A 23,803-nucleotide genomic window follows, 5' to 3' on the forward strand; every position below is an offset into this window, starting at 1 on the left:
GCTTACTGAACTCGCCGGCGTTTTCAACGCGCCGGCGCCCTTACACGCCCACACGGGGCAGGTCACGATGGAACAAACAGGCCTGCACGGCCTGCCGGCCCAACTGCGCGGCGATGGTCTCCGCCATCATAACGGACCGATGTTTGCCGCCCGTGCATCCAAATGCAAGCGTGAGATACGCCTTACCCTCGGCCTCATAGCGCGGCAGCAGCAGATCAAGCAGAGCTCCGAGCCTGTCGACAAAAGGGGCAAATCCGGGATCCGCACGCACAAAATCGGCGACTTTCCCATCGCGGCCGGTCAGCGGTTTGAGATCCGGGTCGTAATGGGGATTGCGCAGGAAACGGACATCGAAAACCAGATCGGCGTCGCGGGGCACCCCTTTCGAGAAGCCGAAGGACATACAGGTGACGAAAAGGCCGGCCGGCGCCCCGCCTGCGAATCGGTCCCGTATCAGCCGCCGCGTGTCACCGCCGGTCAGCATGGATGTGTCAATGACACAGCCCGCTGCATCCCTGAGACCCCGCAGCATGGTCCTTTCGGCCGCGATGCCTTCCGCCAGGCGATTGCTGGCGGCCAGCGGGTGACGGCGCCGCGTTTCCGAGAAACGGCGCACGAGGATTTCGTCATCCGCGTCCAGAAACACCACCGACACATCCAGCCCATCCTGCTGTTTCAGCCGGTCCAGCATTTGCAAAAAGGCCGTGGGTTCGAAACGGGGCGTACGGCTGTCAATACCGACGGCCAGCGGCACATCGGGATGCTCGGTCAGGTCAAGCAGGCCGTCCAACAGGGGCGGCGGCAGATTGTCGGCCGTATCAAAGCCGAGATCCTCAAAAGCGCTCAGCGCCGTGGATTTCCCGGCGCCGGAAAGGCCTGTCACGAACACCAGCAGGCGCCGGAGGGAACCGCCCCCCTCAAGGCTGTGGCCGGTCCTGTTTCGATCCGGTCCGGTCCGGTCAACCGTCATGCCCCTGCCCTTTCTGCCCCACTGGCTGCCCTTGGCGATCAGGCTGAACCGCCGGCCCGTTTCACAGCGGCAGGATCGTGCCTGTCAGACCTGTCTCTATCTTCATTGCGCTGGTCCCGTCAAAGGCATAAAGGCGGCGGTACGGCAGGCGCAGGCCGAGCAGTTCGGTTTTTTCCATGACGGGTAAGCGCGGCACATCCGCCTCGGGCACAAGATCGACCACAAGGCCGACAGGCACGGGCGGTGCCTCCGACAAACGCACGATCCCCACCCCGCGCACCTCGATCAACCCGCGCAGGGCATGCGGCGCGAAGGCCAGAACGCGGTCGCCGGCACGGCGCAGGCAGACATGGTCATCGGCGACAAGACGCGCGCCCCGGTCGATAAGGCGCATGCCCAGATCGGATTTGCCCGCGCCCGACGGGCCGCGCAATAGAACGCCCCGACCGGCGATGGAAACAGCCGTGGCATGGATACGGGCCCTGTCCCGGCCCCGCTGCCCGCCCTGCCGTCCGGAAGGCTGTTGCGAAGGTTTTTTCATCAGTGCCGCTTTCCGCGTCGCTCACCCGGGCCGCGCCGCCGGGCATACGGTTATTTCGTCCCTCTCGGCAGACTGACGATGAAACGCGCCCCGGTCATGGCGCCCGCTTTATCAAGCCTGTTTTCCGCCGTGATGCGCCCGCCGTGCGCCTCGACAATCTGGCGGGCGATGGCCAGCCCCAGCCCCGAATGACGGCCGAAGGAACGGTCGTCCGTCCGTTCGGAATAGAACCGCTTGAAAATCTTGTCGACACTGCCTTCCGGCAGGCCCGGCCCTTCATCCTCGACGGTGACGATGACCAGTCGCCCGCGATTGGCCAGCTTCAGCGTAACCGTACCGCCCTTGGGGGAAAAGCTGATCGCATTGTCGACAAGATTGCGCCAGACTTGGCCGAGGCGGGCCTCGAAACCGAGGACCATATGGCTGCCTTCCTTCGGCGAATCAAAGATGATTTTCACCCCGCCCTCCTCAAGGGTGGCGACATAGGTCTGCACCAGGGCCGACAGCAGATTGCCAAGATCGACGGGTTCCATATGCCCCCGTGTCAGTTCCGCATCGATGCGGGAAGCTTCGGAAATATCGGTGATCAGACGATCCAGCCGTCTGACATCGTCCCCCAGAACGGCGAGCAGCCGCTGGCGGATTTCCGGCTTGTCACTGCGTTGCAGGGTCTCCAGCGCACTGCGCATGCTGGTCAGCGGGTTTTTAAGTTCATGCGCCACGTCGGCGGCAAATCGCTCGCCCGCGTCAATTTGATTGTAAAGGGCCCGCATCATCGCCGACAGCGAGCGCGACAGGTCACCGATCTCGTCCCGGCGGTGGGAGAAGGCCGGCAGGGATTTTTCACGGCCCACATTACGCCGCACTCTCTCCGCCGCCTGTGCCAGCCTGCGGATCGGCCTGACGAGGGTTCGCCCCAGAAAGAAGGACAAAAGAAGGGTGACGACGAGCGCCGCGGCGAAAATTCTGAGAATGAGCGCCTCTTCCGCGCGGACAATGGCCTCGATATCCTCTGTCTGGGCGGTCACCATCAGTCCGGCCAGAACCCTGCGGAAACGCTGTACGGGAACCGCCACATTGATGACGTAGCGGCCGTCTTCGCGCAGGCGCAACTGGACCATGCTCTCCCCTTCCAGGGCGGATGCGACCTCAAGCAGGTCGCTGGCACTCAGGCCCGGCCGCTCAATGTCGCGCGGCGCGCTGCGGCGTTGTGTAAAACTTTCCAAAAGATCAAGCAGTTCGGTTTCCACCTGCCGCCAGACAGGCACGATCGCGTCCGGCAGAGGCAGCGGTTCCGCCTCGACACGGTGTTCACCGCCGAGAATACGGCTGTCGGCGATCAAGGCCCCACTGGTGCTGAACAAGCGCGCGCGCATATCCGTCGGCCCGACAAGACGCCGGACAATCTGCTCCGCCGCGGCCAAGTCAAGCTGGTCGGCTTCCGGTCCCAGCACCGCCGCCTCACCCAAAGCGCCGGCGATGATGCGGGCCCGTGTCAGCATGGTCTCGACACGGCTGTCGATCAGATCGTCACGAAACTGGTTCAGATAGAGAACACCGCCGACCAGGACGACAAGGGCAAGCACATTGACCGCCATGATCCTGACCATGAGCGGTGACAGAAAACGGCGGCGCTGTATGACGAGCGCTTCGGGTTTAGGGTCTGCCACCATGATCGATCCTGTTCGGTGCCTCACCTGCGTGCCTGTCGGATTTGCGCCCCGGCATTCCAACGCCCACCCTAATCATTGGGTGCCCAAAACATCATGCGGCGCAGTCACCGGCGAGTGGTTCTGAAAACGCACCTGTTGTCACGGTCAATCCGGCCGGTTTACGGACATACAGGCGGTCTGTGGCGCTGCGATTGCGGGCTGTCATCGCGCTGCACCCTTAGGGCGACGGGGCATCGGCCCTGCTGCTGTCGGGTCCGTCCGCGACACCCCCGTCTTCCGGGACCGGGCTGTCCTGTTCGGCAGCATTCTGTTGCGGGGGGTCGTCCTCACCGTTCTGGGAATCACTGTCGCCCACCCCTTCATTCTGACGGTAGCGGTAGCCAACCCCATACAGTGTTTCAATGGCTGCGAACTCAGTATCCACGACACGGAATTTCTTGCGGAGACGCTTGATATGACTGTCGATGGTCCTGTCATCCACATAAACATCGTCGGAATAGGCCACATCCATCAGTTGGTCCCGGCTTTTGACGTGACCGGGATGCTGCGCCAAAGCCTGCAGAATCAGGAATTCCGTGACTGTCAGGGTCACCTGCTTGTCATCCCAGGTCACGATATGGCGCAAGGGATCAAGCGTCAGCCGGCCTCTTTCCAGAATATCGTCGGCAGGGCTTTCCTCTTCGGTCTTGTCTGTCGCCCGCGTCATATCCATACGGCGGAGAAGCGTGCGGATCCGCTCTATCAGAAGGCGCTGGGAAAAGGGTTTGGTGATATAATCGTCGGCCCCCATCCGCAATCCGAGCAGCTGATCGATTTCATCATCCTTGGAGGTCAGAAAGATGATCGGCATATCGGTCACTTCACGCAGACGGCGCAGCAACTCCATGCCGTCCATACGTGGCATTTTGATGTCAAGAACCGCCAAGTCGGCGGGCTTGTCGCGCAGCACGTCCCAGGCCCGCTGGCCATCCGGGTATGTGCGCACGCGAAAGCCCTCGGCCTCCAGTGCGATCGTGACGGACGTCAGGATGTTGCGATCATCATCGACAAGTGCGATCGTTGCTGACATTCAAGCCCCCTTACCCGGTGTTAATCACAGTAATCGATATCTCTTTTCAGGCGTTAAGCCGGATTTGCGACAAAAAAAAGGCGCCCGGAGATTACAGAGCCGCCATTTCAACCGTCCGGCACCGCGACAGGACACACCGCACACAAACCGGTGAAAGACCTGTTGTGGTGCGGCAGGCCTGTGCTAGTTTTCGGAATATGGCACATGATCATCTAAAAAGCTTCGGTTTCCCGCGCTGGGGGGAATATGGCCGCGACAAGGAAGCGGAACCCGTCCGCATGTGCGATTATGTCGGCTGCATGGAGAAAGGGGAACATCCGGCGCCGAAATCCGCGGGCTCGTCCGAGCGCTGGTATTTCTGCCGCGCCCACGCCGCCGAATATAACCGCAACTGGAATTATTTCGACGGCATGAGCGAAGATGAAATCCGCCAGCATATGAAGGACGGCACACAGACATCCGATGCCTTTGCCAGTTCGGGGGCATTCGAATGGGGCGGCGCGACGGATAGCGATGGTCTGACCAGCTCGCAGGCCCGTGCCTATGATACACTGGAACTGGATGCCGGTGCCGGTCAGGACGCCATCAAGAAACAATATCGCCGCCTGGCCAAACTGTTCCATCCGGATGCCAATCCCGGCGACCCCGAAGCGGCAGAGCGTTTTCACCAGATCCAACTGGCCTATGACCTGTTGAGCACGGCCAAATCCCCTTCGGCCTGACCATCCGCGGCCGCCACGGGCAGCGACGCCGATAATTTGAAATGATTCTTTTCAGTTGTTTTGCAATCCGTTAGGTTTTTCTGATACTTAGCTGAAGTCGGCGAAATCATGTGCCGGCACCGAACGGCAGCGGAAAAAGGCCGGTCATCGATGAAGGGGACAGTCATGCCAACCGAAAACTTCCGGAGACACCTTCGCACCATCGCCGGCGGGCTCATTCTGTTATCCGCCGCCGGTACCGCGCCGGATCAGGCCCCCTTTGCCCAGGACATGCCGGACTGGGGATACAACGGCTCCCGGGGCCCGGAAACCTGGGGTGCCTTGTCACCGGCCTACAGCCAGTGCCGGGACGGCCGCAGCCAGTCTCCGATCAATATCGAAGGCACGGACCCCGTTCTCATGCACGCCTTGGAGACGGATTATACTGTTGTGCCGCTGGAAGTGGTCAACAGCGGCAAGGGCATGCATATGGCGGCAAGCGGCGTCCTGCGTGTGGGCGAGAAAAGCTTCCGGCTGGAACGGGTCGACTTTCACACACCAAGCGAGCACCGCATCCTGGGACGCTTGTTTGAAATGGAAGTGCAATTCCATCATCGCGGCAGCGACGGCAGCCTGGCCACCGTTTCCGTTTTGGTGGAACCGGGCCGGGCCAGTGCCGCCGCCGATGAAATCTGGCCGCATCTTCCCCTGGAGCCGGGACAGCGCAACAGGCCGGAGGCGGTTGCCGTCAATGCCCGCGACCTGATGCCGTCGGACAAGCATTATTACCGTTACATGGGATCACAGACCGTGCCCCCCTGCACCGAAGGGGTCCATTGGTATGTCCTGAAAACGCCGCTTACCCTGTCATCGGTTCAGATTTCGGCGGCCAAGGCACTGATCGGGACCAATAGCCGCCCCGTGCAGGCGCGCAACAACCGTATGATTCTGGACGCCGAGGCCCCATGACCCACGCCCTGTCCCATTTGTGCCGGCATGTGAAAACGCTTTTTGCCCTTGGCATGATGGCGCCCGTTCTCGGTGCCTGTCAAAGCATGGGAGCCCCTCGCACCTCGGGCACCGCACTCGCACCGTCACCGGATGCCGTAACGGTTCTGTGCAGCGCGACGCCGGCCCCATCCGCCCTGATGACCGCCACCGGCAGTGGTGACGATGAAATGGCGCAGGCCTCTTTTCTAACCGCGCTGGCCAATGACCTGAGCGGCCACGGTGTCACGGCCCGCAGATATTACGCGGATGTCGTCTCGGGCCCGGTGGATATGGATATCCGTATCATCTGCCCTGACGGACGTGTGTTGGCGAACGGCGCCATGAAGGATATCGCCAGCCGGGCGCTCGTGCGCATCGCGGGCGATTTGCGCGCCCACGATGTGGTCATGACGCCGCCAAGGACATTGCATGCCGGTCTGCCCGCACAAGACCCGGATGAAGACATGGCCGGCGACGGGAGCACAGGTGAGGACGGACGCTATGATCCGCTGCGTGAAAAACCCCGATTGCCCGCATCACCCCAGACCGGCAGTGCGGCACGCACGGCACCCGCCACGCCTGTAACCGTAACGACGCCGCCCTCGGCCAGCCGCAGCGGGACATGGTTTGCACACCTGACAAGCTATCGCACGGCCGAAGCGGCAGCCGCAGGCGTACAGGCACTGGAACGACAGTACCCCGCACTGCAAGGGCTGATCGATGAATGGCAGGTCAACGTGACCGGCACCGTATGGCGCCTGGGTGTCACAACCGTAAACTGGCAGGATGCCAATACCCTGTGCGAAGAGATCCGGGCAAACGGCCCATATTGCCGCGTCCTTGACAGGGTCCAGGCTTCGACCCCCGGCACATAGGAACGCAGGATCACACACAGGCCGTTTCATAGGCCGGTGCCGCCCCATGAAACGGCCCTATAAAAAGAGGGTGGCTTCCCGCATGCACTGCCCCTATGATCCGGCGCTTGTTCGGACGGACGTGCCGCAGGAAGCCCCGGCTATATTGGTATCCGATGATATCGATAGTGAGGGCAAGGCAGGCTTCGGGTGAACCGGATAAACGGCACCCAATGCGCACAGTCCGTCCAATCCTTGGGGAGGGAGGCCTTTCATGGCGGTTTCAACCGGCCACGCTCACTGGTCATCACGCTGGACCTTTTTGCTGGCCGCCGTCGGCAGTGCCGTCGGTCTTGGCAACATATGGAAATTTCCGTATGAGGCCGGTCAGGGCGGCGGCGGCGCCTTTGTCCTGATCTATCTGGCCTTTGTTTTTCTGATCGGAACCCCGGTTCTCATCGCGGAACTGTCACTGGGGCGGCGCGGACAATTGTCGCCCGTCGGCTCGATGCGGGAAATCGCAAAGGCGGAAGGCCGCAGTTCATGGTGGCAACTGGTCGGCTGGTCAGGGGTGATCGGTGCCTTCATCGTCATCAGCTTCTATTCCGTGATCGGCGGATGGACGTTGGGCTATTTCTTCCAGGCCATGGGAGGGTTCAGCGGCTATGACGCCGCCATTTCAGGCGAAAATTTTCAGTCCTTCATAAGCGACCCGCTTTTGCCCCTGCTGACACACGCGGTTTTCATGGCCATAACGGTTTTCATCGTGGCACGCGGTGTTCAGAAGGGCCTGGAAAAGGCCGTGACTACCCTGATGCCGGCCTTGTTCGTCATCCTCGTCATTCTGGTGATCTATGCCGGCGTGGCCGGAAATTTCAGCGCCACGATCGATTTTCTGTTTTCGCCGAACTTTGAAAATCTGACGCCGCGCAGGGTGGTCGAGGCCCTGGGCCTCGCCTTTTTCTCTCTGTCGCTGGCTCTCGGGTCGATCATGACCTATGGCTCCTATCTGGACCGCAGCATCAATGTCACCCGGTCGGCCATCACCATTTCCGCCGCCGACAGCGCCGTTGCCCTCATGTCCGGTCTGGCCATCTTCCCGATCGTCTTCGCGTTTGAAGGGCTGGCCGCCAATCAGGGGCCGGGACTGGTGTTCGTGACCCTGCCCATCGCCTTTGGACAGATGCCGCTCGGCGTTGTTTTCGGTACGCTGTTTTTCGGGTTGCTGCTCGTCGCCGCCATCACCAGCGCGATTTCGCTTCTGGAGCCATCCGTTGCCTATGTCGAGGAAACCGGTGCCCTTTCACGGCGCAACGCCGCCATCCTGATCGGTGGCGGGGCTTTCCTTTTGGGGATTCTGACTGCGTACAGCCAGGGCGACAGCTTTTTGTCGGACGTGCGGCTTTTCGGCTTCGATCTGTTCGGCCTGAAAGACTATCTGACAAACAATATCATGATGCCGGTCGCGGGCATGTTCACGGCGCTGTTCGTCGGCTGGTTTGTCGCCCGCAAAAGCATGCTGGCCGAACTGGCAATGTCGGTGCGGGCATTCCGTATCTGGTATTTCCTGGTGCGGTTCGCGGCCCCCGTTGCCATCCTGTTTGTTTTCCTGGGTCTGCTGTTCGGCGATGATTTCTACAATCTGCTGTATTCGGTCGACGTCCTCATCGGCATCGTATGGTTCGCACTGGCGATCGCGTCCGGCAGATTGGCCTATATTCGCGACCGGTCCCCTGCGGGGTGGTTCCTGGTCGGCCTGGTGTTTCCCTTCGCGGTCCTGTTCGTCGCCGTCGCAACCCACGGTACTATCGAACGGGCCCAACTGCGCGAAGCCCACAAGGCCCTCGGCGAACCGGAGGACCGGGACGAATACTGACGCCGTCGTCACGCCCGTCTCAACGCCCCTCTTTCACAGGACCGCACGCTGCTTATCGTCCTGTGAAGGGGGGTGCCTGGTACAGCCATGCCACACAATGCCGGCGACGGCCCCGGCTGCAACGGCTAAAGCGCGTCCGCCGCGATAGCACGGATACGCTCCACCATTGAAAACAGGCCGTTGGCCCGCATGGGCGACAGATGCTGCGCAAGGCCGAGTTCGTCAAGAATCGCCCTGGCATCGGTTTTCAAGATATCCGCCGGTGTCTTGTCCGAGAAAATCAGCAGCATCAAGGCAACAAGCCCGCGCACGATATGCGCGTCACTGTCCCCGCGCAAAGACAGCCTGCCGTCTTTTTTCTCAGGCACAAGCCAGACCTGGGACTGGCAGCCACGCACCTTGTACAGATCGATTTTTTCCGCATCGTCAAGGTCCGGCAGTTTCTTGCCCAGATCGATGACGTAACGGTAGCGGTCCTCCCAGTCGTCAAGAAACTGGAAGGTATCGCGGACCTCGGCCAAGCTGGTCTGGTTCAGGATTGTATCTTTCATGACCGTTTTGCCTCAATACAATTCATGACACGATAACCCGGTTCGTCTTGCAGTGCCTTGACAGGCCATGCCGGCAAGGCTCCTATATGCCGCGCCGCCAAAACCGCTTTCCCTGCCTATTCTTTACGGAGACACCGACCCCATGAACAGAGATGACCATGAGGCGCCCGCCTCCGTGCCGGCCGAGCCGCATGCTCCGCACGCGGGCGAGGACGTCTACCCCAAACCGGCCTATGCCTGGTATATGGTGGCACTTCTTCTCGTCGTCTACACTTTTTCCTTTATCGACCGGCAGATTCTGAGCCTTCTCGGGCCGGCCATCAAGGCGGATTTCGGCATCTCGGACACCCGGTTCGGTCTGCTGACCGGCTATGCCTTCGCCCTGTTCTACACAGGCTTCGGGCTTTTCTGTGCGCGCATCGCCGACAGCCGCAGCCGGCGCGGCCTGATCGCCGTCGGACTGACATTGTGGTCACTGATGACGGCCGCCTCGGGCTTTGCCCGCGGATACTGGCAGCTTTTTGCGTTCCGTATCGGCGTCGGCGTCGGCGAAGCCACACTGGCACCCGCCGCCGGGTCTCTCATCGCCGACAGTTTCCGCAAGGAAAGGCTGGCCACCGCGCTCAGCGTATATGCCATGGCCGTCCCGATGGGAGCGGCACTGGCCTTTATCATCGGCGGGGCCGTGATCGAGTTTGCCGACAGGCTGCCGGACATCGCTCTGCCCGGACGACCCCCCTTGTCCGACTGGCAAAAAAGCTTCCTGATCGTCGGCCTGCCGGGGTTGATCCTGACCGTGCTTGTCATGATGCTGAAAGAACCCAGCCGCAAGGGCACATCGGGCAGCGCCCGCGCCGTGCCGCTGGGCGAGGTCGTCACCTTCATGAAAGGCCGGTGGAAAGCCTATACCGGCATTTGCATGGGTGTGGCGGCCACGGCGGCGCTGGGGTATGGGACGGTCAACTTCCTGACTTTCTTTTTCCTGCGGGTCCATGATGTCCCGCCCGCCGAGATGGCCGCCACCTTCGGGGTCATTGCCCTTGTCAGCGGCCCGATCGGGCTTCTGCTCGGCGGGTGGGCCGCCGACCAGTGGCTGGCCAAGGGGCGCAAGGATGCCCATATCCGCGCGCTGATGCTGGCACCCATCGGCTATTTTCTGCCCTTCATCGTCACCACACTGTCGGACAATCTGACATTGGTGTGGGCCGGTCTGGCCGTGACAAACATGTTCATCAATCTGCCGACAGGCGTTGCCTATGCCGGGCTGCAACTGATCACACCGAACCAGATGCGCGGGCAGGCCGTGGCCCTGTTTGTCCTGACGACGAATTTGTTCGGCTACGGTCTGGGCCCGCTGCTGGTCGGCTATTTCACGGACAGTGTTTTCCAGGATCCGAAAGCGATCAATTACTCGCTTTTGCTGCTGAGCCTGATCACAACGCCCTTCGCGCTGGGGCTTCTGCTGTGGTCCCGCAAGGCATACGCCAAGGCCTTTGCCGAGGAGGAAGCGCGGCTGAATTCATCATCCGCATAAGTCAAAGGGGAGCGGCCTTTCACCGGGGTCGGGCGGCTGACCCGCCGCCGCCGCCCGCATCACAAGGACCGGTCAATCCAGGCGTTCCCGCCAGCCTGGGACCTCGGCATCGAGAATGCGCTCCATATTGTGCATACGCTGTTCCAGGCGCCCCGCCAGATCACGAAGACGGTCCATTTCGCGCTCATCCGTGCCGCGCTCGGCGCGAATACGCGCCAGTTTGGCCCGGTGATCGATCAGCGTCCCCGCCAATACGACAAGCCCGATAACCAGGGCAAAAGCCACTCTGTGATCCATAATCGACCCCCGTTAAAAAAGCCGGAAAGCGACATGGCACTTTCCGGCTCTGATATCTGATCGTGTGTCAGTCTTCCAGACTGCGCAGTTCCTGTTCCAACCTGAAACGCTTGGAGGTCATATAGGCCTCCATCTTGGCCGTGCGGGTCTCGATATCCCGGAAACGGCGGCGCAGTTCGACAGCGGTATAATCGGGTTGCGTCCGTGTCTGGCGCCAGAACTCCTCTTCCTCTTCATCGGCGTAAAGATCCTGGGGTTTGGGCTCCAGGATGGCGCCAAGGATGAAATAACCGATCAGCACAAGCCAGAAACCGGTGAAAATCGCCAGAATGATCGTCAGCATCCTGACCGCACAAACATTCACGCCGGTATAATCGGCCACGCCCGCGCAGACACCCATGATCCGGCCTTGTTCGGGATTTTTGTATAATTTCACGGGGCTTTTACGCGTCATAATACCGGCTCCTCCAGTCAGGGACCTCGTCATCCAGAATGCGTTCCAACGTGCGCAGGCGATCTTCCAGCTTATTGGCCGTGGTGCGCAGATCCTGAAAGGACGCTTCGTCCTCGGCGCTCAGGCCCTTCATCTGTTTCCAGCGGGTGATGTAGTGAAAAACGATCCAGGTGGGCGCCACCACCGTTACCAGCAATATACCGATGACCTCTGGCATAATTCCGGCCTCCTCTGTTCCCGGGCGGGTTATGGGCGGGATGGCCCACCTTCTCCCCCCTCGTTTATAATATTATTTTCCAGCCGTCTTGCTGCCGTTTTTCGCCTGCGCCTTGGCGGCGGGTTTCTCGGATTTGGCCGTCTTGCCGGGCTGGCCGGACATTTTCGCCTTCATAGCGGCCAGTTCTTTTTCGATCTCGTCCGTCACCTCAAGGGTTTTGAAGGCGTCTTCAAGGCTGCCTTCAATGTCGCGGCCGAGAGACATGGCCTCCGCTTCGCCCTCCAGGCGATCCAGGCGATGCTCGACTTTCTCAAACCGCTCAAAGGCATCATGGATACGGTTATCATAGAGGTTTTTGCGCACACGCACCTGACTGGTCGCGGTTTTCTGCCGCGCCTCGATGGTGGCTTTCTTGGCACGCGCTTCGCGCAGTTTCGCCTCCAGCTTGATGACATCCTCTTCATGGCGGCCAAGGGCCTCCTTCAGATGGGCCATATCCTCGTCCAGTTGGGCGCGCATGTCGGAAATCTTGTTTTTCTCGATCAGGGCACCGCGGGCCAGATCATCGCGGCCTTTGGACAGCGCCAGTTCGGCCTTGTTTTCCCAGTCGCTTTCAGCCTGGGCCAGACGCTTGACGCGGCGTTCGATATCCTTCTGATCCGCAATGGTCTTGGCGGCGCTGGAGCGGACTTCCACAAGGGTGTCCTCCATTTCCTGGATCACCATGCGGATGATTTTTTCAGGGTCTTCCGCCTTGTCCAGAATGGCATTTATGTTGGAATTGATGATGTCGCTGAGGCGGGAAAAGATACCCATGATACTGTCCTTTCTGTCTTGTCCTCGCATTGGGCGGGCCGAAACCCGCCCTTTGTCTTTGCGTGTCGTGACCCGGGCTCGGATGCGTTTTCCGCTTGGTAGACCAAGGCCCGGTTTTTTATCGCCTGTTTATTCAGGCTTTTCCTCGCTGAACCCGGACCGTTATCCGTCGTGACCCAGGCACTTGACTATCGGTTCGGGCAGGCCGGCGGGTTGAGGGCCGGCCACACCCTGTCGGTTATGCCGCGGCGCGGGAAATACGCCGGGCACGGGAAACACGTCTTTGGCGGCGTGTCACACCCGGGAAGGCAGTCAGGCGACCGGCCGTGCGACCGAAAACGCCACCGATTGAACGGATCTCCCCCTCGAAAGCGTCGATTGCGGAAACCATCGGGGCCAGGTGGGTGAAGCTGTGCATCAGTCTATCCTCTTCTTGTCTTACGTTTCTTGTCTTGGTGCTTGGGCGGGGCTGTTGGCCTCTTCTTGTCCCGTTGCTTCCTGTGTGCCCTTGAGCGGGCATTCTGTTATTCCCTTTGGCGTGTTGGCCTCTTCTTTATCGGGCGTTCCGCCGCCGGGGGTCCTCGCTGCCGTCACGGGCTTCCGCGTCGACGCTCGTTATATAGCAGGGAGCGTGCCAGTTTTTTGAAAAAAATAACCCATTGAAAATAAATGATTATTTTCTTGCCGCATTTTCAGATATGAAAAAGTTAGTGTTTTTTACACCAATTTTTGGCTATAAATACCAATATGGCGAATGGATCAGACAGTATCGTCGGCGCATCCCCGGCTTTTCTCGACCTTATGGACCAGATCAGCCGGGCCGCGCCCATGAACCGGTCAATGCTGGTGATCGGCGAACGCGGCACGGGCAAGGAACTCATCGCCGCGCGACTGCATTATCTATCTAACCGCTGGAACAAGACGTTCCAGAAACTGAACTGCGCGGCCCTGCCGGAAACCCTGCTGGAAAGCGAGCTGTTCGGATATGAGCCCGGCGCCTTCACCGGGGCGAGCACGCGGCGCGCCGGTCGTTTTGAACTGGCGCATGAAGGCACCCTCTTTCTGGACGAAATCGGCACGCTGAGCGCCAATGCACAGGAAAAGCTGCTGCGTGTCATCGAATATGGCGAGTTTGAGCGCCTGGGCGGAACCGAAACCCTGAACGTCGATGTCCGGGTTATCGGGGCCACCAACATCGATCTTCCGGCGGCGGCCGATGCCGGACGGTTCCGGCACGACCTTCTGGACCGCCTTGCCTTTGACGTGATCACCGTTCCACCGCTGAGGGCACGGCCCGAGGATATCTCCCTGCTGGCCGAACATTTCGGCCGGCAAATGGCCAGCGATCTCGAATGGCTGGTGTTTCCCGGCTTTACGGAGGAGGCTCTCGCGGCCATCGCCGGCTATGCCTGGCCCGGCAATGTGCGGGAGCTGAAGAATGTCATCGAGCGGGCGGTATACCGGGCCTGGGACGGGGAAAAGCCCATCGACGCCATCATCTTCGATCCGTTCGAAAGTCCCTATCGCCCCGGCAAACCCACTGAACCGGCACAATCGGCAACCGGCACGGGCGGACCGGTCAACTGGCCCGAAGGACCGGAATTCGATCTCCGGCGCATCATGGCATCGGCTGAAAAAAGCCTTGTCACGAAGGCGCTTGCCGACAATCGTCATAATCAGCGGGCCACGGCACGCGCCGTGGGACTGACCTATGATCAGCTGCGGCACACGATGAAAAAACACGGCCTGCTTTAACGCAAGCGGCTTGATCCCCATACATGGCCCGCCCATAGTGCCCCGCATGACACAGGAAGATGGCTTCAAACGGGCCAGTATTTTTTTGCAGAGACGGCGGCGGTCACGCAACAAACCCTTTGTGACGTTGCGCGGCGTGATCGGCCTGATCGCCGTGTCGGTTGCCGCCATGCTTGCCTTCCGCGTCTGGGTCGGCAATCCGGATGCCGGCTATTGCGGCACGGACTGCGAGGGCATGCACAGCCTGTTTGCCTGGGTGTTGGGATTTGCCATGATTTTTGTCGCCGTTATCGGCGCGGGCGCACTGGCGGGCATCGCCCTGTCGCTGCTGCAGCGCAGGCGCGGCACCGACCCCTTTTCCAACCTGATCTCGGAAGAGGACCCATCACCATCCGACAGAAAAGACGGAACCGGAGGCCCCTAGACCGTTCGGCCGGCCCTGTCCCCGCTATACTGCGAGGCGGCTCCGTCAGGTGTGCCGCCCGGCTGTTGCCGTTGCGTCTGGCGGCCGACGACCGCCGGCGGCGGGCGCCATTTCCGCGTCCGACCGCCGGAGACAACCGTGGTTTCTCCGCCCGTGACCGGGGTCACACCCTGGGTCAGTAAAACACCGCCGACAGTCTCCGACATCACAATCAGTGCCAGCATATGGTAAAACAGATCAAAGGTGGCAATATTCACCGTCAATCCGCCGACGGCAAAGCCAACAACACTGACCTGAACGGCGCGGCACAAGTCGCCAAGCCATCGGGTCTCCTTATAGGCGCCGTATTTCCGGGCGGCCGCCCCTCCTGAATACCAGCCGATGAAAATAAGGGTCATGAACAGCACAAGGCCGACATAGCCATGCTCGCCCAACACCTCGAAATAGATGGAATGCGGCGCCCGTGCCTTATAGCCCGGTGGCATGTAAAGATCGGCGGCACGGGGCACGTAAAATACGTCAAAACCACCCCCCGTCACGGGGTTCTCATCCGCAAGGTTGGATGAAAACCGCCACATGGACACCCGCCCGATAAAACTGTCGTCATCGGTCGCGCGCTCAATGCTTTGAAAACGGTTCGTCCAGTTCTCAGGCATGTAGGCAATGCCGACAAGGCCGATCGGCACCATCAGGGCCATCAGCATCAGTCGGCGGCGCGTCAGCAGCACCCCCATGCCCAGCACAGCCGCCAGCGCCACCAGACCGCCGCGCGACTGGGTACCCAGAACGGACACCACGGCCAGCACCGGCACACCGAGCAACGGCCATTTCATCAGCCGGTGCGGCGGGTGACGGAAAAAATAAACCGTCAGGGGCACCATCATGGCCAGGGCCATGGCCAGATGATTGTTGTCGGAAATCATGCCGCCGGCCCCCTGCACACGATGCGCCCCGGCGGTGATGATGGTAAAAAGCCCCCCCTTGATGATCACATAGCCAAGCGACAGGCCCATGATCCAGACAAAAGCCTTCAACCGGTTGGGGGACCGCATCACGCTCATGGACACGGCGGCGAACAGAATGACCTTGAACATCTGAACCAGCTTGTCCTGCCCGCGCGCCGGTTCAAAGGCCGCCACGGTGGTGATGAACACCCAGATCAGATACAAACCCAGCGCCATAACGATCGGGTGGGCCGGAAGCCGGACATGATCCTTGCTCAGAAACAGGCCGATCAGGGTCATGCCGGCGATCAGGTCCAGAAACTGGAATGTCTGGGCAAACCCGTATGTCTGGGCCTGCGGATTCATGTGCGACACCCAGTCCCAGACCAGCACCCCGATATGGGGTTTGAAAAGGATCATGGGCAACCAGCCAAGAATCAGGACGGCGATCAACAAACCGCGCATGACAGGAACATTCCTTCCGCTTCGGCCTTCCGCTTCGCCACAGAGCGTCTGAAACCTTGGACCATGCGGTCTTGGCTTCTGTGGTCTCGGGCCCTGTGACATCAGGCATGGACCATTGTGGCCACTGCCGGCGGGTCAGGCAAGGCCACAGACATGGCGCATCTTGACTTTGGCCATCCTGCAGGCCCAGCATGCGCGCACATCAGCGAAAGAGAGGTCACAATGCCGCTTCATATCGCCGAAAGGCAAAAAAACCGACTTGGCGCCCTGGCCTGTATGCTGGGCGTCACCCTGGCCGGTCTCGCTGTTACGTCTGCGGCCGCACCGGCGGCGCATGGACAGGACACCGGCCTGCCGGGCCAGGGCCGGCAAAGCGCCGAACCGCTGGTGGAGCCGGCGGACATGATCCTGTGGGACGGCATCATCCACACGGCCGACGACAACAATCCGACAGCCGAAGCGGTCGCCGTGCGGGCCGGCCGTATCGTCCATGTCGGCAGCCGCGCCGGTGCCGAAGCGTTGCGCGGCACGGACACGCAGGTCATCCCCCTGTCGGGCCATGCGCTCTATCCGGGCTTCGTCGATGCCCATGCCCATCTGGTGGGTATCGGCGAACGGGAAATGTCCCTGTCCCTTGAAAACACGCCCTCGCTGGCCGTCCTGCTGGAGCGGTTGAAACAGTGGGCCGCGACACATGACGATGCGGTTCTCACGGGGCTCGGATGGATCGAAACACACTGGCCGGAGAACCGTTTCCCCAGCCGGTTCGACCTGGATACGGTCGTCAGCGACAGACCCGTCATCCTGACCCGCGCGGACGGGCATGCCCTTGTCGCCAATACGGCGGCCTTCAAGGCCGCCGGGATCACGGCCGCGACAGAAAGTCCCGAAGGCGGCCGGATCGAACGCAACGCCCTGGGCGAGGCTACCGGCATGTTGATCGATACGGCCATGTCGCTTCTGCAACCGTTGATCCCGACGGCGGACGATGCACGCCTGGCCGACATGTTGACGACCGGCGCCCGTGTATACGGCCAGCAGGGGTGGACCGGACTGCACAATATGTCGGTCCCCTGGCGTCAGGTGGAACTGATCGAAACCCTGTCCGATACCGGTGCCATCGACATCCGCATCTATAACGCCGTCACACAGGATTCGGCGGACAGGCTGTTCGCCGCCGGGCATCGCACCAGCGAAAACGGGCGCGCGGAGACACGGGCCATCAAACTGTATATGGACGGCGCCCTTGGCTCACGCGGTGCGGCGCTTCTGTCCAATTATGCGGATGCCGACACGGACGGTCTGCTTCTTCTGCAATGGCAGGCGGCTGAGCCGATCATGCGGCGCGCTCTGACCGAGGGTATCCAGTTGGCCATTCATGCCATCGGCGATCGCGGCAACCGTCTGGCGCTGGACTGGATCGAGCGGTCTCTGGCCGACGTACCGGCAGACGGTCGCGCCATTGCCGACCCCCGTTGGCGGATTGAACATGCCCAGATCATCGCCCGCGAGGACCTGGGCAGATTCGCGGCAAGCCGTCTGATTGCCTCGATGCAGCCCTCCCACGCGATTTCCGACCTGTTTTTTGCCGGCGACAGGTTGGGCGATGACCGGCTTGACGGTGCCTATGCCTGGGCCAGCATGGTTGACGCCGGTGTTATCGTTGCCGCAGGCTCGGATGCGCCGGTTGAACGGGGCAGCCCCCTGATCGAGTTTTATGCCGCTGTCACCCGCCGTGACCTGAAAGGGTTTCAGGGTCCGGACTGGCGCCCCGGTGAAGCCGTCAGCCGTGACACAGCCCTGAAAATGCTGACATTATGGCCGGCATACGCCGCTTTCGCCGAAACCGACCGGGGCTCCGTCACGGTCGGCAAGGTTGCCGATTTCACGGTTTTCGACCGCGATCTGATGAGCGTCGCGGACAATGCCATTCTGGATGCGCGGGCCATACTGACCATCGTTGACGGCCGTATCGTCCACCGCGCGGCAGGCTTTTAGGGGGCCTTTTCGGACGGCACCGCATAATGGGAAAGAAAAAACTTAATAAAATCTTCACCTTAATTATCGCTGGACGCGACCGGATCGAAAGCGTTAGTTGCTGTTTTGTGAACATGTAGATGGGTAAAACAATGTCGACGGGGCTGGTTGACGATCTCAAAAAAGAACGCGAACGCTTTGTGGCGTTCGCTTTCGCGGCGGCCGAAATCTTTTTCGAGATCGATACTGACGGGAAGATTCTTTTCGAAAGCGGAGCCGTGGAATGGCTTGGCAGCGGAAAGGCAAAAACCGGCAGCGGGTCCATGGTCGGGGAATTGATTTTCGATCAGGCCCATGAAGACGACCGCGACATCCTGAAGGCGCTGATGCTGCATCTGGGCCACAAGGGCCGGATCGGCCCCATGCCCATCCGCTTCATGAGCGGCGGGCGCACCGTGCCGCTGCGTCTTTTTGCCTTACGGATGCAGGATAAGGAAAACCGCACATTCCTCGCCATGAGGGCGGCGCCTCTGTCCGGCGGACGGCCGGAAGATGACAGTATCGACTCCGAAACCGGCCTGATGAAGCGCGACGACTTTCTGGAAATGGCCAAAAACACCATGGCCACCTCGAACTACGGCAATCATCTGTACATGACCGTCGCCGAAGTCGACGGACTGGAGGAGGCAAGCACCCGTCACGGACCACGCTATACCCGGCGCCTGCTGCGACAGATCGGAGCCAACCTGAAAGCCCTGTCGCTGGAGGGAACGGTGGCCGGTCGGGTCAGCGACAGACATTTCGCTTTCATCCACCGCGCCCAAAAGGACGGCGATCATTTCGAAACATCCGTTGAAACCCTGTCGGACGAGGTCGACCTGAAGACCAATACGGCGACGGTCAAGACCGACATCGGCGGCCTTGACGAAGACCAGGTGATCCGCACCCTGTCCTATGTCCTCAAACAGTTCGTGCACGACAGTCAGAACTGCGACTTTGAAAGCATCTCAAACGCCTATGAAGCCCTGGCGGGCGAAACCCAGCGCCGTGTCAATGGCATGCGCTCCATTATCGACAGCGGCAACTTCAAAATCGCCTTTCAGCCGGTGGTCACGATCAAGGGCGGCGATGTTCATCATTATGAGGTTCTCAGCCGTTTTGAGGACAGCTTTGGTGACGACACTCCCGCGGATATGATCCGCTTTGCCGAAAATATCGGCATCATCGAGGAATACGACGTCGCCCTTGTCCACAAGACGATCGACTATGTACGCAAGATGAAACGCCTTGGCGAACCGTTGACCGTTTCCGTCAATATGTCGGGCAAGACACTGGACAGCGGCCGTTATGTGGATTCCCTGCTCGGGGAACTGAAAACCGCCTCAAGCATGGCCCACAACATTATTCTGGAGCTGACGGAAACCACCGCGATCGAAAACCTCGAACCGGTGGAAAACATCCTCGCCACCATCAAGAAGCTCGGCTATTCCATCTGCCTTGACGATTTCGGCGCCGGGGCTTCCGGCTACCAGTATCTGCGTGTGTTCAACGTGGACTATGTGAAAATCGACGGCACCTATGTCCGCGACATGGTGAAACCCGACTATAAGCCGACCTTTCTCATGTCCATGATCCGCCTGTGCAGGGATCTGAACGTGAAAACAATCGGTCAACATGTGGAAACCCGCTTTCAGGCGGATTTCCTGCGGTCGCTCGGCATTGACTACGCCCAGGGTTTTTTCTACGGGAAACCATCCTTTACGCCGCAAAAGGGGTGATCCCTTCCCCGCATGCCGTCCCTGTCAGGGCTCTCGCATGACCATCAGCCGCCGACACCCGGTCGGATCAATCATTCGGATGTCAGAAATGTCCCTGGTTCCTTCCCTGCTTCTGCTGACCGCCGGCATCGGCCTGGTCCTTTTCGGATGGTGGCGCCAGCGTGCCTATCGGCCGGGCAGGCTGCCGCTGATACCGCCATTTCTGCTGCAACTGATCGGCCTGGTTCTGACATTCGCCGTCGCGGCACATATGATCGCCGACTTGTCCGGCATCACCTGGACACCGCCCTATCGACGCTGACGGTCCCATGGCGATCCATGGCACCGGACCATAAGGAACCGGTGCCATGGGATAAGGGGCACGGGGTGCCCCTTAAAGGCAGGTTACAAAAGGCGTTCAGCGCGCACCCTCACGTGCGCTGTCATCCACATTATATTTGTCGAACCATGCCAGGACATGACCCACCTTCTGGATCAGGTTGCTCGGCCGGGCCGCGATCCCGTGAAAGGCTTCGGGCACCTGCACCATCACGGTCTCGACCTCCCTCAACTGCAAGGCCTGGTAATACTGCTCGGTCTCCGACATGGGTGTGCGCAGGTCGCGCGCACCGGTCAGCAACATGGTGGGCGTGGACACATTTCCCACCAGCGACAGCGGGGAACGCTGCCAGTAATGCATCGGGTCTTCCCAGGGCATATCGCGGAACCAGTATTTGGTGAAAAAGGCATATCCGTCGGCCGTCAGCGCAAAACTGGCCCAGTTGATCACGGGCTTGGCGACAACAGCGGCTTTGAAACGATCCGTCTTGCCGATAATCCAGGCGCTGAGAACACCGCCGCCGGACCCTCCTGTCACAAACAGCCGGTCCGGATCGGCCACACCGCGTGCAATGACGGCATCCACGGCATCCATCAGGTCGTTATAATCCTCGCTTGGATAATTCTGATGGATCAGGTTGGCAAACTCGGCACCGTAGGATGTGCTGCCGCGCGGGTTCACATACAGGACCGCATAGCCCTTGGCAGCGTACAACTGAACCTCCGGCGAAAAGGCGGGGCCGTAAGCGGAATGCGGCCCCCCGTGAATTTCCAGGATCAGCGGCAGACCCTCGGCAGGCTGCCCCGGCGGCAGGGCCAGCCACGCCTCGATCTTCCGTCCGTCAAAGCTGGACGGCAATTCCATTCGTTCGACCGGTGCCATTGTCTTGTGGTCAAGCGCATCCCCGTTCAGATCGGTCAGCGGGCTGAGACGGCCCCGCCTATCCACCAGCGCCAGATCGGCCGGACGGTCCGTGCGTGACAGGGTTATGACGACCCGGCCCTTGCCGGCTGCGCTGTACCCGCCGGAGACATAGGGACGCCCCAGCGACGTACCGCCCAGCGCGCTTGAAACGACGCGGCGTTCACCGTCGAGCGTCACATAACCGACAGTCCGCAGGCCTTCGCTGGTGTAGGCAAAATAAAGGCCCCGCCCATCGTCCGCCCACTGCGGGTCCGCCACACCGCGGTCCAGGCCCTGTGTGAGCAGGCGGCTGTCCCCGCTTGCCAGATCCATCACGTAAAGATCCGCATTCTGGTGGCTGAGACCATTGTCGGTAAAGCCGGTATAGGCAAGCCATTTACCATCGGGCGACACAACCGGCGTGGCATCCGGGCCGTCACGGTCGGTCAGGCGCGCCACAGTGCCGTCAGCCAGGGACACCCTGTAAAGGTCCCGTTCCCTGGTGTCCCTTTCCCAGTCCGGATTGCGGTTGGAAGATACGATCAGGCTGCCGCCGTCCTTTGTCCAGGCCACCCGGCCGCCATGGTTGAAAGCACCGTCCGTCACTTGACGCGGTGTCCCGCCGATAGCCGGTACGACGAACACATGGATGTGACCGCGCGGCAGAAAGCCGACCCCGTCGGCCCGGTACGCCACCCTGTCGACCAGACGCGGCTGGCCGGCCCAACGGGCGCCCTTCGGCGCTGCGGGCGGTGTGAAAAGCGGCGTCTGTTTTTCCTCGACCAGCATGGTAAAGGCGATGCTGTCGCCATCGGGGGACCAGACGATATTGCCCGGGGTCTTGTGCACATCCGTCAGACGCGCGGTTCTGCCGCTGTCCAGCCAGCGGACATAAATCTGGGTCTTGCCCTCCACATCGGACAGATAGGCCAGACGCGTGCCATCAGGCGAAAACCGTGGTGACCGGTAGTTGGCATCCCCGGATAAAAGCGGTTCGTGATCGCCGCCGTCCAGATCGATCCGCCAAAGATTGGCCCGCTGGCGATCCTTGAGGATGTGCATGCCGCGCCGCTCGTAAACCAGCCAGTCACCGGAGGGAGCAACGTCAGGCGCCGTCGCGATCTCCAGATCGAAAACATCCATATAATCAAACAGGCCGTCCGACATATCGTCGGCCGCCGCCGGGCTTGCGCCCGCTGCAAGAAAAGCCGCCGCAAACGCGGCGGACCGAATGATTTTTCTCATAAATTCCTCCTCCCGAAACGTGTGCCGAACATTGCAACGGCCGCACCCTATCACAGGCGGGGCGAATATGGCGGGCAAACACACCCGGCAGCGGGACGGATCAATCGAATCATGACGGGGCGTAGATCCGGCTTCACAGCGGGAACGGTCGCGGCAAACCGGATGGACCGTGAAAGACGGTCGCATGGGGGTGCGGAAACGGTCCCTTCAAACGTCTACAGGTACGCAGGGCGGTGTATACCGCCACCGCGCAGTGCATACCAACCGGCTGAAAACAGTGGTGTTGAATGATAAAACCGTGATGAATATATCATCAATTTCTATCCAGGGTTGACATCTTCCCGCATATCATGTTGCTGTTTTTGCGACAAACGCTGTATCACGCTAAGATACAATTGGCAGCCTTATCGTGTTGCAGCATGTCGTTCGGACAGGCCGCATGCTCAACAAAGATTGCAAACATAAGATAAATATAACAGTCTTTGCAGTGGATGGTTGTGTCATGAGGTGAGCGTTCAAGACCGTCAGTAGGATTGAGAATTTGTGATGATGAAGTCGACCGGCAGCAATATGGCCAGCGGCAAGGGGAGCCCGGACGCCACGCGTGGACCGCAACAGGGCTATTGCCCAAGCGTATCGGATTTTCAAGTCTTCAGAACCCTGAACACCAGCAGGGATTTCGGTGAGTTCAAAAAAAATATCGGGCGCTTTTTAGAGCGTTTGGGTTTTGACGAATATGTTTTCGCGCGCATGCATACGGAAGGGAATGTTGAGCCGCATTTGATTACGACATCCCTCGAAATGCGCCAATCTTATTATAATGCCGGTCTATATGAGCATAGCTTGATCGATCAATATATTAAAAATAATACTCAGCCTATTTTCCAATCAACCATACAAAAGGATTTTGAAAATATTTCATTCAAGACAGATTTTACTGAATGCAATCGTGAAATATTTACTCTTCTGAGGAAATTCAATTATAATGATTTTTATTTCATGCCAAGTCAGGCATTTAATGGAAATGGAAATGCCGTATTATCCGTAGCGCACTGTGGGTTGTCGGTTTTGGATTTCCGTAAGAAAGTGAAAAAAGTCGAACCCACCCTCCGTCAATTATCAGAAGCGGTCGACTATATCGGCACCCGGAAGTTTGCCAGACATTTCCTGAGCGAGGAAGAAAGTCCAACCATTGCCATCACCCCGCGCCCGCTTCAGATCCTGACGATCATGGCGCAGGAGGATATGAGCCTTCAGGAAACCGCCGACCATCTGGGCCGCAGTGTCCACACCCTGAACCAGCAGGTCGCGGCCGCACGGAAGGCGTTCGGCGTCGACACCACGCACGGCGCCATCTATCAGGCCATTCGCGAAGGTCTGATCGACTGCGAAAAAAAACCGTCTCAAAAATCATCGTCCTGAAAATGTCACCATCCTGAAGTGCCGGGGG

At 60.0% G+C, this 23,803-nt stretch carries 20 protein-coding genes and 2 pseudogenes; 11 read left to right on the forward strand and 11 right to left on the reverse strand.

Going from position 1 to position 23,803, the window contains the following annotated elements; translation table 11 throughout:
* Positions 1-40: 40 nt before the first annotated feature.
* The 4 genes and pseudogenes from rapZ to BXY39_RS15500 form a co-directional block, all read right to left on the reverse strand.
* Entirely contained in the window at positions 41-970 is a 930-nt protein-coding gene (rapZ, locus tag BXY39_RS15485; RefSeq protein WP_121939792.1) for an RNase adapter RapZ, read from the reverse strand.
* Positions 971-1,031: 61 nt separating this feature from the next.
* Positions 1,032-1,511 carry an HPr kinase/phosphorylase gene (locus BXY39_RS15490; RefSeq protein WP_121939793.1) on the reverse strand — a complete coding sequence of 160 codons (480 nt, stop codon included), beginning with the start codon at positions 1,509-1,511 and terminating at the stop codon, positions 1,032-1,034.
* A gap of 50 nt (positions 1,512-1,561) precedes the next feature.
* Positions 1,562-3,184 (reverse strand): stimulus-sensing domain-containing protein, encoded by a 1,623-nt coding sequence (locus BXY39_RS15495; protein WP_121939794.1) that lies wholly within the window; start codon positions 3,182-3,184, stop codon positions 1,562-1,564.
* Positions 3,185-3,548: 364 nt separating this feature from the next.
* Positions 3,549-4,253, reverse strand: a pseudogene (locus BXY39_RS15500) (response regulator transcription factor); the annotation flags it as partial.
* 197 nt (positions 4,254-4,450) lie between these two features.
* Between BXY39_RS15500 and BXY39_RS15505 the strand changes: the two are divergent.
* From BXY39_RS15505 to BXY39_RS15520, 4 genes and pseudogenes are all read left to right on the forward strand, one after another.
* On the forward strand, positions 4,451-4,975 hold the full coding sequence (locus BXY39_RS15505) for a J domain-containing protein (protein ID WP_121939796.1): 525 nt from the start codon (positions 4,451-4,453) through the stop codon (positions 4,973-4,975).
* A 165-nt stretch (positions 4,976-5,140) separates the two neighbouring features.
* Entirely contained in the window at positions 5,141-5,923 is a 783-nt protein-coding gene (locus tag BXY39_RS15510) for a carbonic anhydrase (RefSeq protein ID WP_170163881.1), read from the forward strand.
* A complete protein-coding gene (locus BXY39_RS15515; protein ID WP_121939798.1) occupies positions 5,920-6,819 on the forward strand; it encodes a hypothetical protein in 900 nt (299 codons plus the stop codon). The genes BXY39_RS15510 and BXY39_RS15515 overlap by 4 nt, the downstream gene beginning before the upstream one ends.
* Before the next feature lie 253 nt (positions 6,820-7,072).
* A pseudogene (locus tag BXY39_RS15520) lies at positions 7,073-8,410 on the forward strand (sodium-dependent transporter); the annotation flags it as partial.
* 389 nt (positions 8,411-8,799) lie between these two features.
* Here the strand turns inward: BXY39_RS15520 and BXY39_RS15525 are convergent.
* A complete protein-coding gene (locus BXY39_RS15525; RefSeq protein ID WP_121939800.1) occupies positions 8,800-9,225 on the reverse strand; it encodes a SufE family protein in 426 nt (141 codons plus the stop codon).
* A gap of 142 nt (positions 9,226-9,367) precedes the next feature.
* Between BXY39_RS15525 and BXY39_RS15530 the strand changes: the two genes are divergently transcribed.
* On the forward strand, positions 9,368-10,759 hold the full coding sequence (locus tag BXY39_RS15530) for a spinster family MFS transporter (RefSeq protein WP_170163882.1): 1,392 nt from the start codon (positions 9,368-9,370) through the stop codon (positions 10,757-10,759).
* A 72-nt stretch (positions 10,760-10,831) separates the two neighbouring features.
* On the opposite strand, the gene BXY39_RS15535 is transcribed toward BXY39_RS15530, so the two are convergent.
* From BXY39_RS15535 to pspA, 4 genes are all read right to left on the reverse strand, one after another.
* A complete protein-coding gene (locus BXY39_RS15535) occupies positions 10,832-11,056 on the reverse strand; it encodes a hypothetical protein (protein ID WP_121939802.1) in 225 nt (74 codons plus the stop codon).
* Between the two features lie 67 nt (positions 11,057-11,123).
* Positions 11,124-11,510, reverse strand: a complete 387-nt coding sequence (gene pspC / locus BXY39_RS15540; RefSeq protein WP_121939803.1) for an envelope stress response membrane protein PspC — start codon at positions 11,508-11,510, stop codon at positions 11,124-11,126.
* Positions 11,500-11,727, reverse strand: a complete 228-nt coding sequence (pspB, locus tag BXY39_RS15545; protein WP_121939804.1) for an envelope stress response membrane protein PspB — start codon at positions 11,725-11,727, stop codon at positions 11,500-11,502. Before pspB ends, pspC begins: the two co-directional genes overlap by 11 nt.
* A gap of 72 nt (positions 11,728-11,799) precedes the next feature.
* Entirely contained in the window at positions 11,800-12,543 is a 744-nt protein-coding gene (gene pspA / locus BXY39_RS15550; protein WP_121939805.1) for a phage shock protein PspA, read from the reverse strand.
* A gap of 747 nt (positions 12,544-13,290) precedes the next feature.
* Between pspA and pspF the strand changes: the two genes are divergently transcribed.
* Complete coding sequence (gene pspF, locus BXY39_RS15560; RefSeq protein WP_121939939.1) at positions 13,291-14,298, forward strand: phage shock protein operon transcriptional activator; 1,008 nt, start codon at positions 13,291-13,293, stop codon at positions 14,296-14,298.
* A 46-nt stretch (positions 14,299-14,344) separates the two neighbouring features.
* Positions 14,345-14,722, forward strand: coding sequence for a hypothetical protein (locus tag BXY39_RS15565; protein ID WP_147453607.1), 378 nt, complete (start codon positions 14,345-14,347; stop codon positions 14,720-14,722).
* Here the strand turns inward: BXY39_RS15565 and BXY39_RS15570 are convergent.
* Positions 14,719-16,131: a putative O-glycosylation ligase, exosortase A system-associated gene (locus BXY39_RS15570; protein WP_170163883.1), complete on the reverse strand. Its 1,413-nt coding sequence runs from the start codon at positions 16,129-16,131 to the stop codon at positions 14,719-14,721. The genes BXY39_RS15565 and BXY39_RS15570 overlap by 4 nt on opposite strands.
* Before the next feature lie 222 nt (positions 16,132-16,353).
* Between BXY39_RS15570 and BXY39_RS15575 the strand changes: the two genes are divergently transcribed.
* The 3 genes from BXY39_RS15575 (at position 16,354) to BXY39_RS15585 (ending at position 20,187) form a co-directional block, all read left to right on the forward strand.
* Complete coding sequence (locus BXY39_RS15575) at positions 16,354-18,129, forward strand: amidohydrolase (RefSeq protein ID WP_170163884.1); 1,776 nt, start codon at positions 16,354-16,356, stop codon at positions 18,127-18,129.
* A gap of 119 nt (positions 18,130-18,248) precedes the next feature.
* Entirely contained in the window at positions 18,249-19,886 is a 1,638-nt protein-coding gene (locus tag BXY39_RS15580; protein ID WP_121939810.1) for an EAL domain-containing protein, read from the forward strand.
* 88 nt (positions 19,887-19,974) lie between these two features.
* A complete protein-coding gene (locus tag BXY39_RS15585; RefSeq protein WP_147453608.1) occupies positions 19,975-20,187 on the forward strand; it encodes a hypothetical protein in 213 nt (70 codons plus the stop codon).
* Positions 20,188-20,283: 96 nt separating this feature from the next.
* Here the strand turns inward: BXY39_RS15585 and BXY39_RS15590 are convergent, their stop codons facing one another.
* Positions 20,284-22,353, reverse strand: a complete 2,070-nt coding sequence (locus BXY39_RS15590; RefSeq protein ID WP_121939812.1) for a S9 family peptidase — start codon at positions 22,351-22,353, stop codon at positions 20,284-20,286.
* A gap of 546 nt (positions 22,354-22,899) precedes the next feature.
* Here BXY39_RS15590 and BXY39_RS15595 point away from each other — a divergent pair.
* Positions 22,900-23,775, forward strand: coding sequence for a helix-turn-helix transcriptional regulator (locus BXY39_RS15595; RefSeq protein ID WP_121939813.1), 876 nt, complete (start codon positions 22,900-22,902; stop codon positions 23,773-23,775).
* Positions 23,776-23,803: the final 28 nt, after the last annotated feature.

Source organism: Eilatimonas milleporae, from assembly GCF_003688555.1.
GTDB classification, from domain to species: Bacteria; Pseudomonadota; Alphaproteobacteria; order Sphingomonadales; family Kordiimonadaceae; genus Eilatimonas; species Eilatimonas milleporae.

Excerpts from the sequence above, each read along its gene's own strand:
- rapZ (WP_121939792.1), bottom strand. The coding sequence starts at position 970 with ATGACGGTTGACCGGACCGGACCGGATCGAAACAGGACCGGCCACAGC.
- BXY39_RS15490 (WP_121939793.1), bottom strand. The coding sequence starts at position 1,511 with ATGAAAAAACCTTCGCAACAGCCTTCCGGACGGCAGGGCGGGCAGCGG.
- BXY39_RS15495 (WP_121939794.1), bottom strand. The coding sequence starts at position 3,184 with ATGGTGGCAGACCCTAAACCCGAAGCGCTCGTCATACAGCGCCGCCGT.
- BXY39_RS15505 (WP_121939796.1), top strand. The coding sequence starts at position 4,451 with ATGGCACATGATCATCTAAAAAGCTTCGGTTTCCCGCGCTGGGGGGAA.
- BXY39_RS15510 (WP_170163881.1), top strand. The coding sequence starts at position 5,141 with ATGCCAACCGAAAACTTCCGGAGACACCTTCGCACCATCGCCGGCGGG.
- BXY39_RS15515 (WP_121939798.1), top strand. The coding sequence starts at position 5,920 with ATGACCCACGCCCTGTCCCATTTGTGCCGGCATGTGAAAACGCTTTTT.
- BXY39_RS15525 (WP_121939800.1), bottom strand. The coding sequence starts at position 9,225 with ATGAAAGATACAATCCTGAACCAGACCAGCTTGGCCGAGGTCCGCGAT.
- BXY39_RS15530 (WP_170163882.1), top strand. The coding sequence starts at position 9,368 with ATGAACAGAGATGACCATGAGGCGCCCGCCTCCGTGCCGGCCGAGCCG.
- BXY39_RS15535 (WP_121939802.1), bottom strand. The coding sequence starts at position 11,056 with ATGGATCACAGAGTGGCTTTTGCCCTGGTTATCGGGCTTGTCGTATTG.
- pspC (WP_121939803.1), bottom strand. The coding sequence starts at position 11,510 with ATGACGCGTAAAAGCCCCGTGAAATTATACAAAAATCCCGAACAAGGC.
- pspB (WP_121939804.1), bottom strand. The coding sequence starts at position 11,727 with ATGCCAGAGGTCATCGGTATATTGCTGGTAACGGTGGTGGCGCCCACC.
- pspA (WP_121939805.1), bottom strand. The coding sequence starts at position 12,543 with ATGGGTATCTTTTCCCGCCTCAGCGACATCATCAATTCCAACATAAAT.
- pspF (WP_121939939.1), top strand. The coding sequence starts at position 13,291 with ATGGCGAATGGATCAGACAGTATCGTCGGCGCATCCCCGGCTTTTCTC.
- BXY39_RS15565 (WP_147453607.1), top strand. The coding sequence starts at position 14,345 with ATGACACAGGAAGATGGCTTCAAACGGGCCAGTATTTTTTTGCAGAGA.
- BXY39_RS15570 (WP_170163883.1), bottom strand. The coding sequence starts at position 16,131 with ATGCGCGGTTTGTTGATCGCCGTCCTGATTCTTGGCTGGTTGCCCATG.
- BXY39_RS15575 (WP_170163884.1), top strand. The coding sequence starts at position 16,354 with ATGCCGCTTCATATCGCCGAAAGGCAAAAAAACCGACTTGGCGCCCTG.
- BXY39_RS15580 (WP_121939810.1), top strand. The coding sequence starts at position 18,249 with ATGGGTAAAACAATGTCGACGGGGCTGGTTGACGATCTCAAAAAAGAA.
- BXY39_RS15585 (WP_147453608.1), top strand. The coding sequence starts at position 19,975 with ATGTCCCTGGTTCCTTCCCTGCTTCTGCTGACCGCCGGCATCGGCCTG.
- BXY39_RS15590 (WP_121939812.1), bottom strand. The coding sequence starts at position 22,353 with ATGAGAAAAATCATTCGGTCCGCCGCGTTTGCGGCGGCTTTTCTTGCA.
- BXY39_RS15595 (WP_121939813.1), top strand. The coding sequence starts at position 22,900 with ATGATGAAGTCGACCGGCAGCAATATGGCCAGCGGCAAGGGGAGCCCG.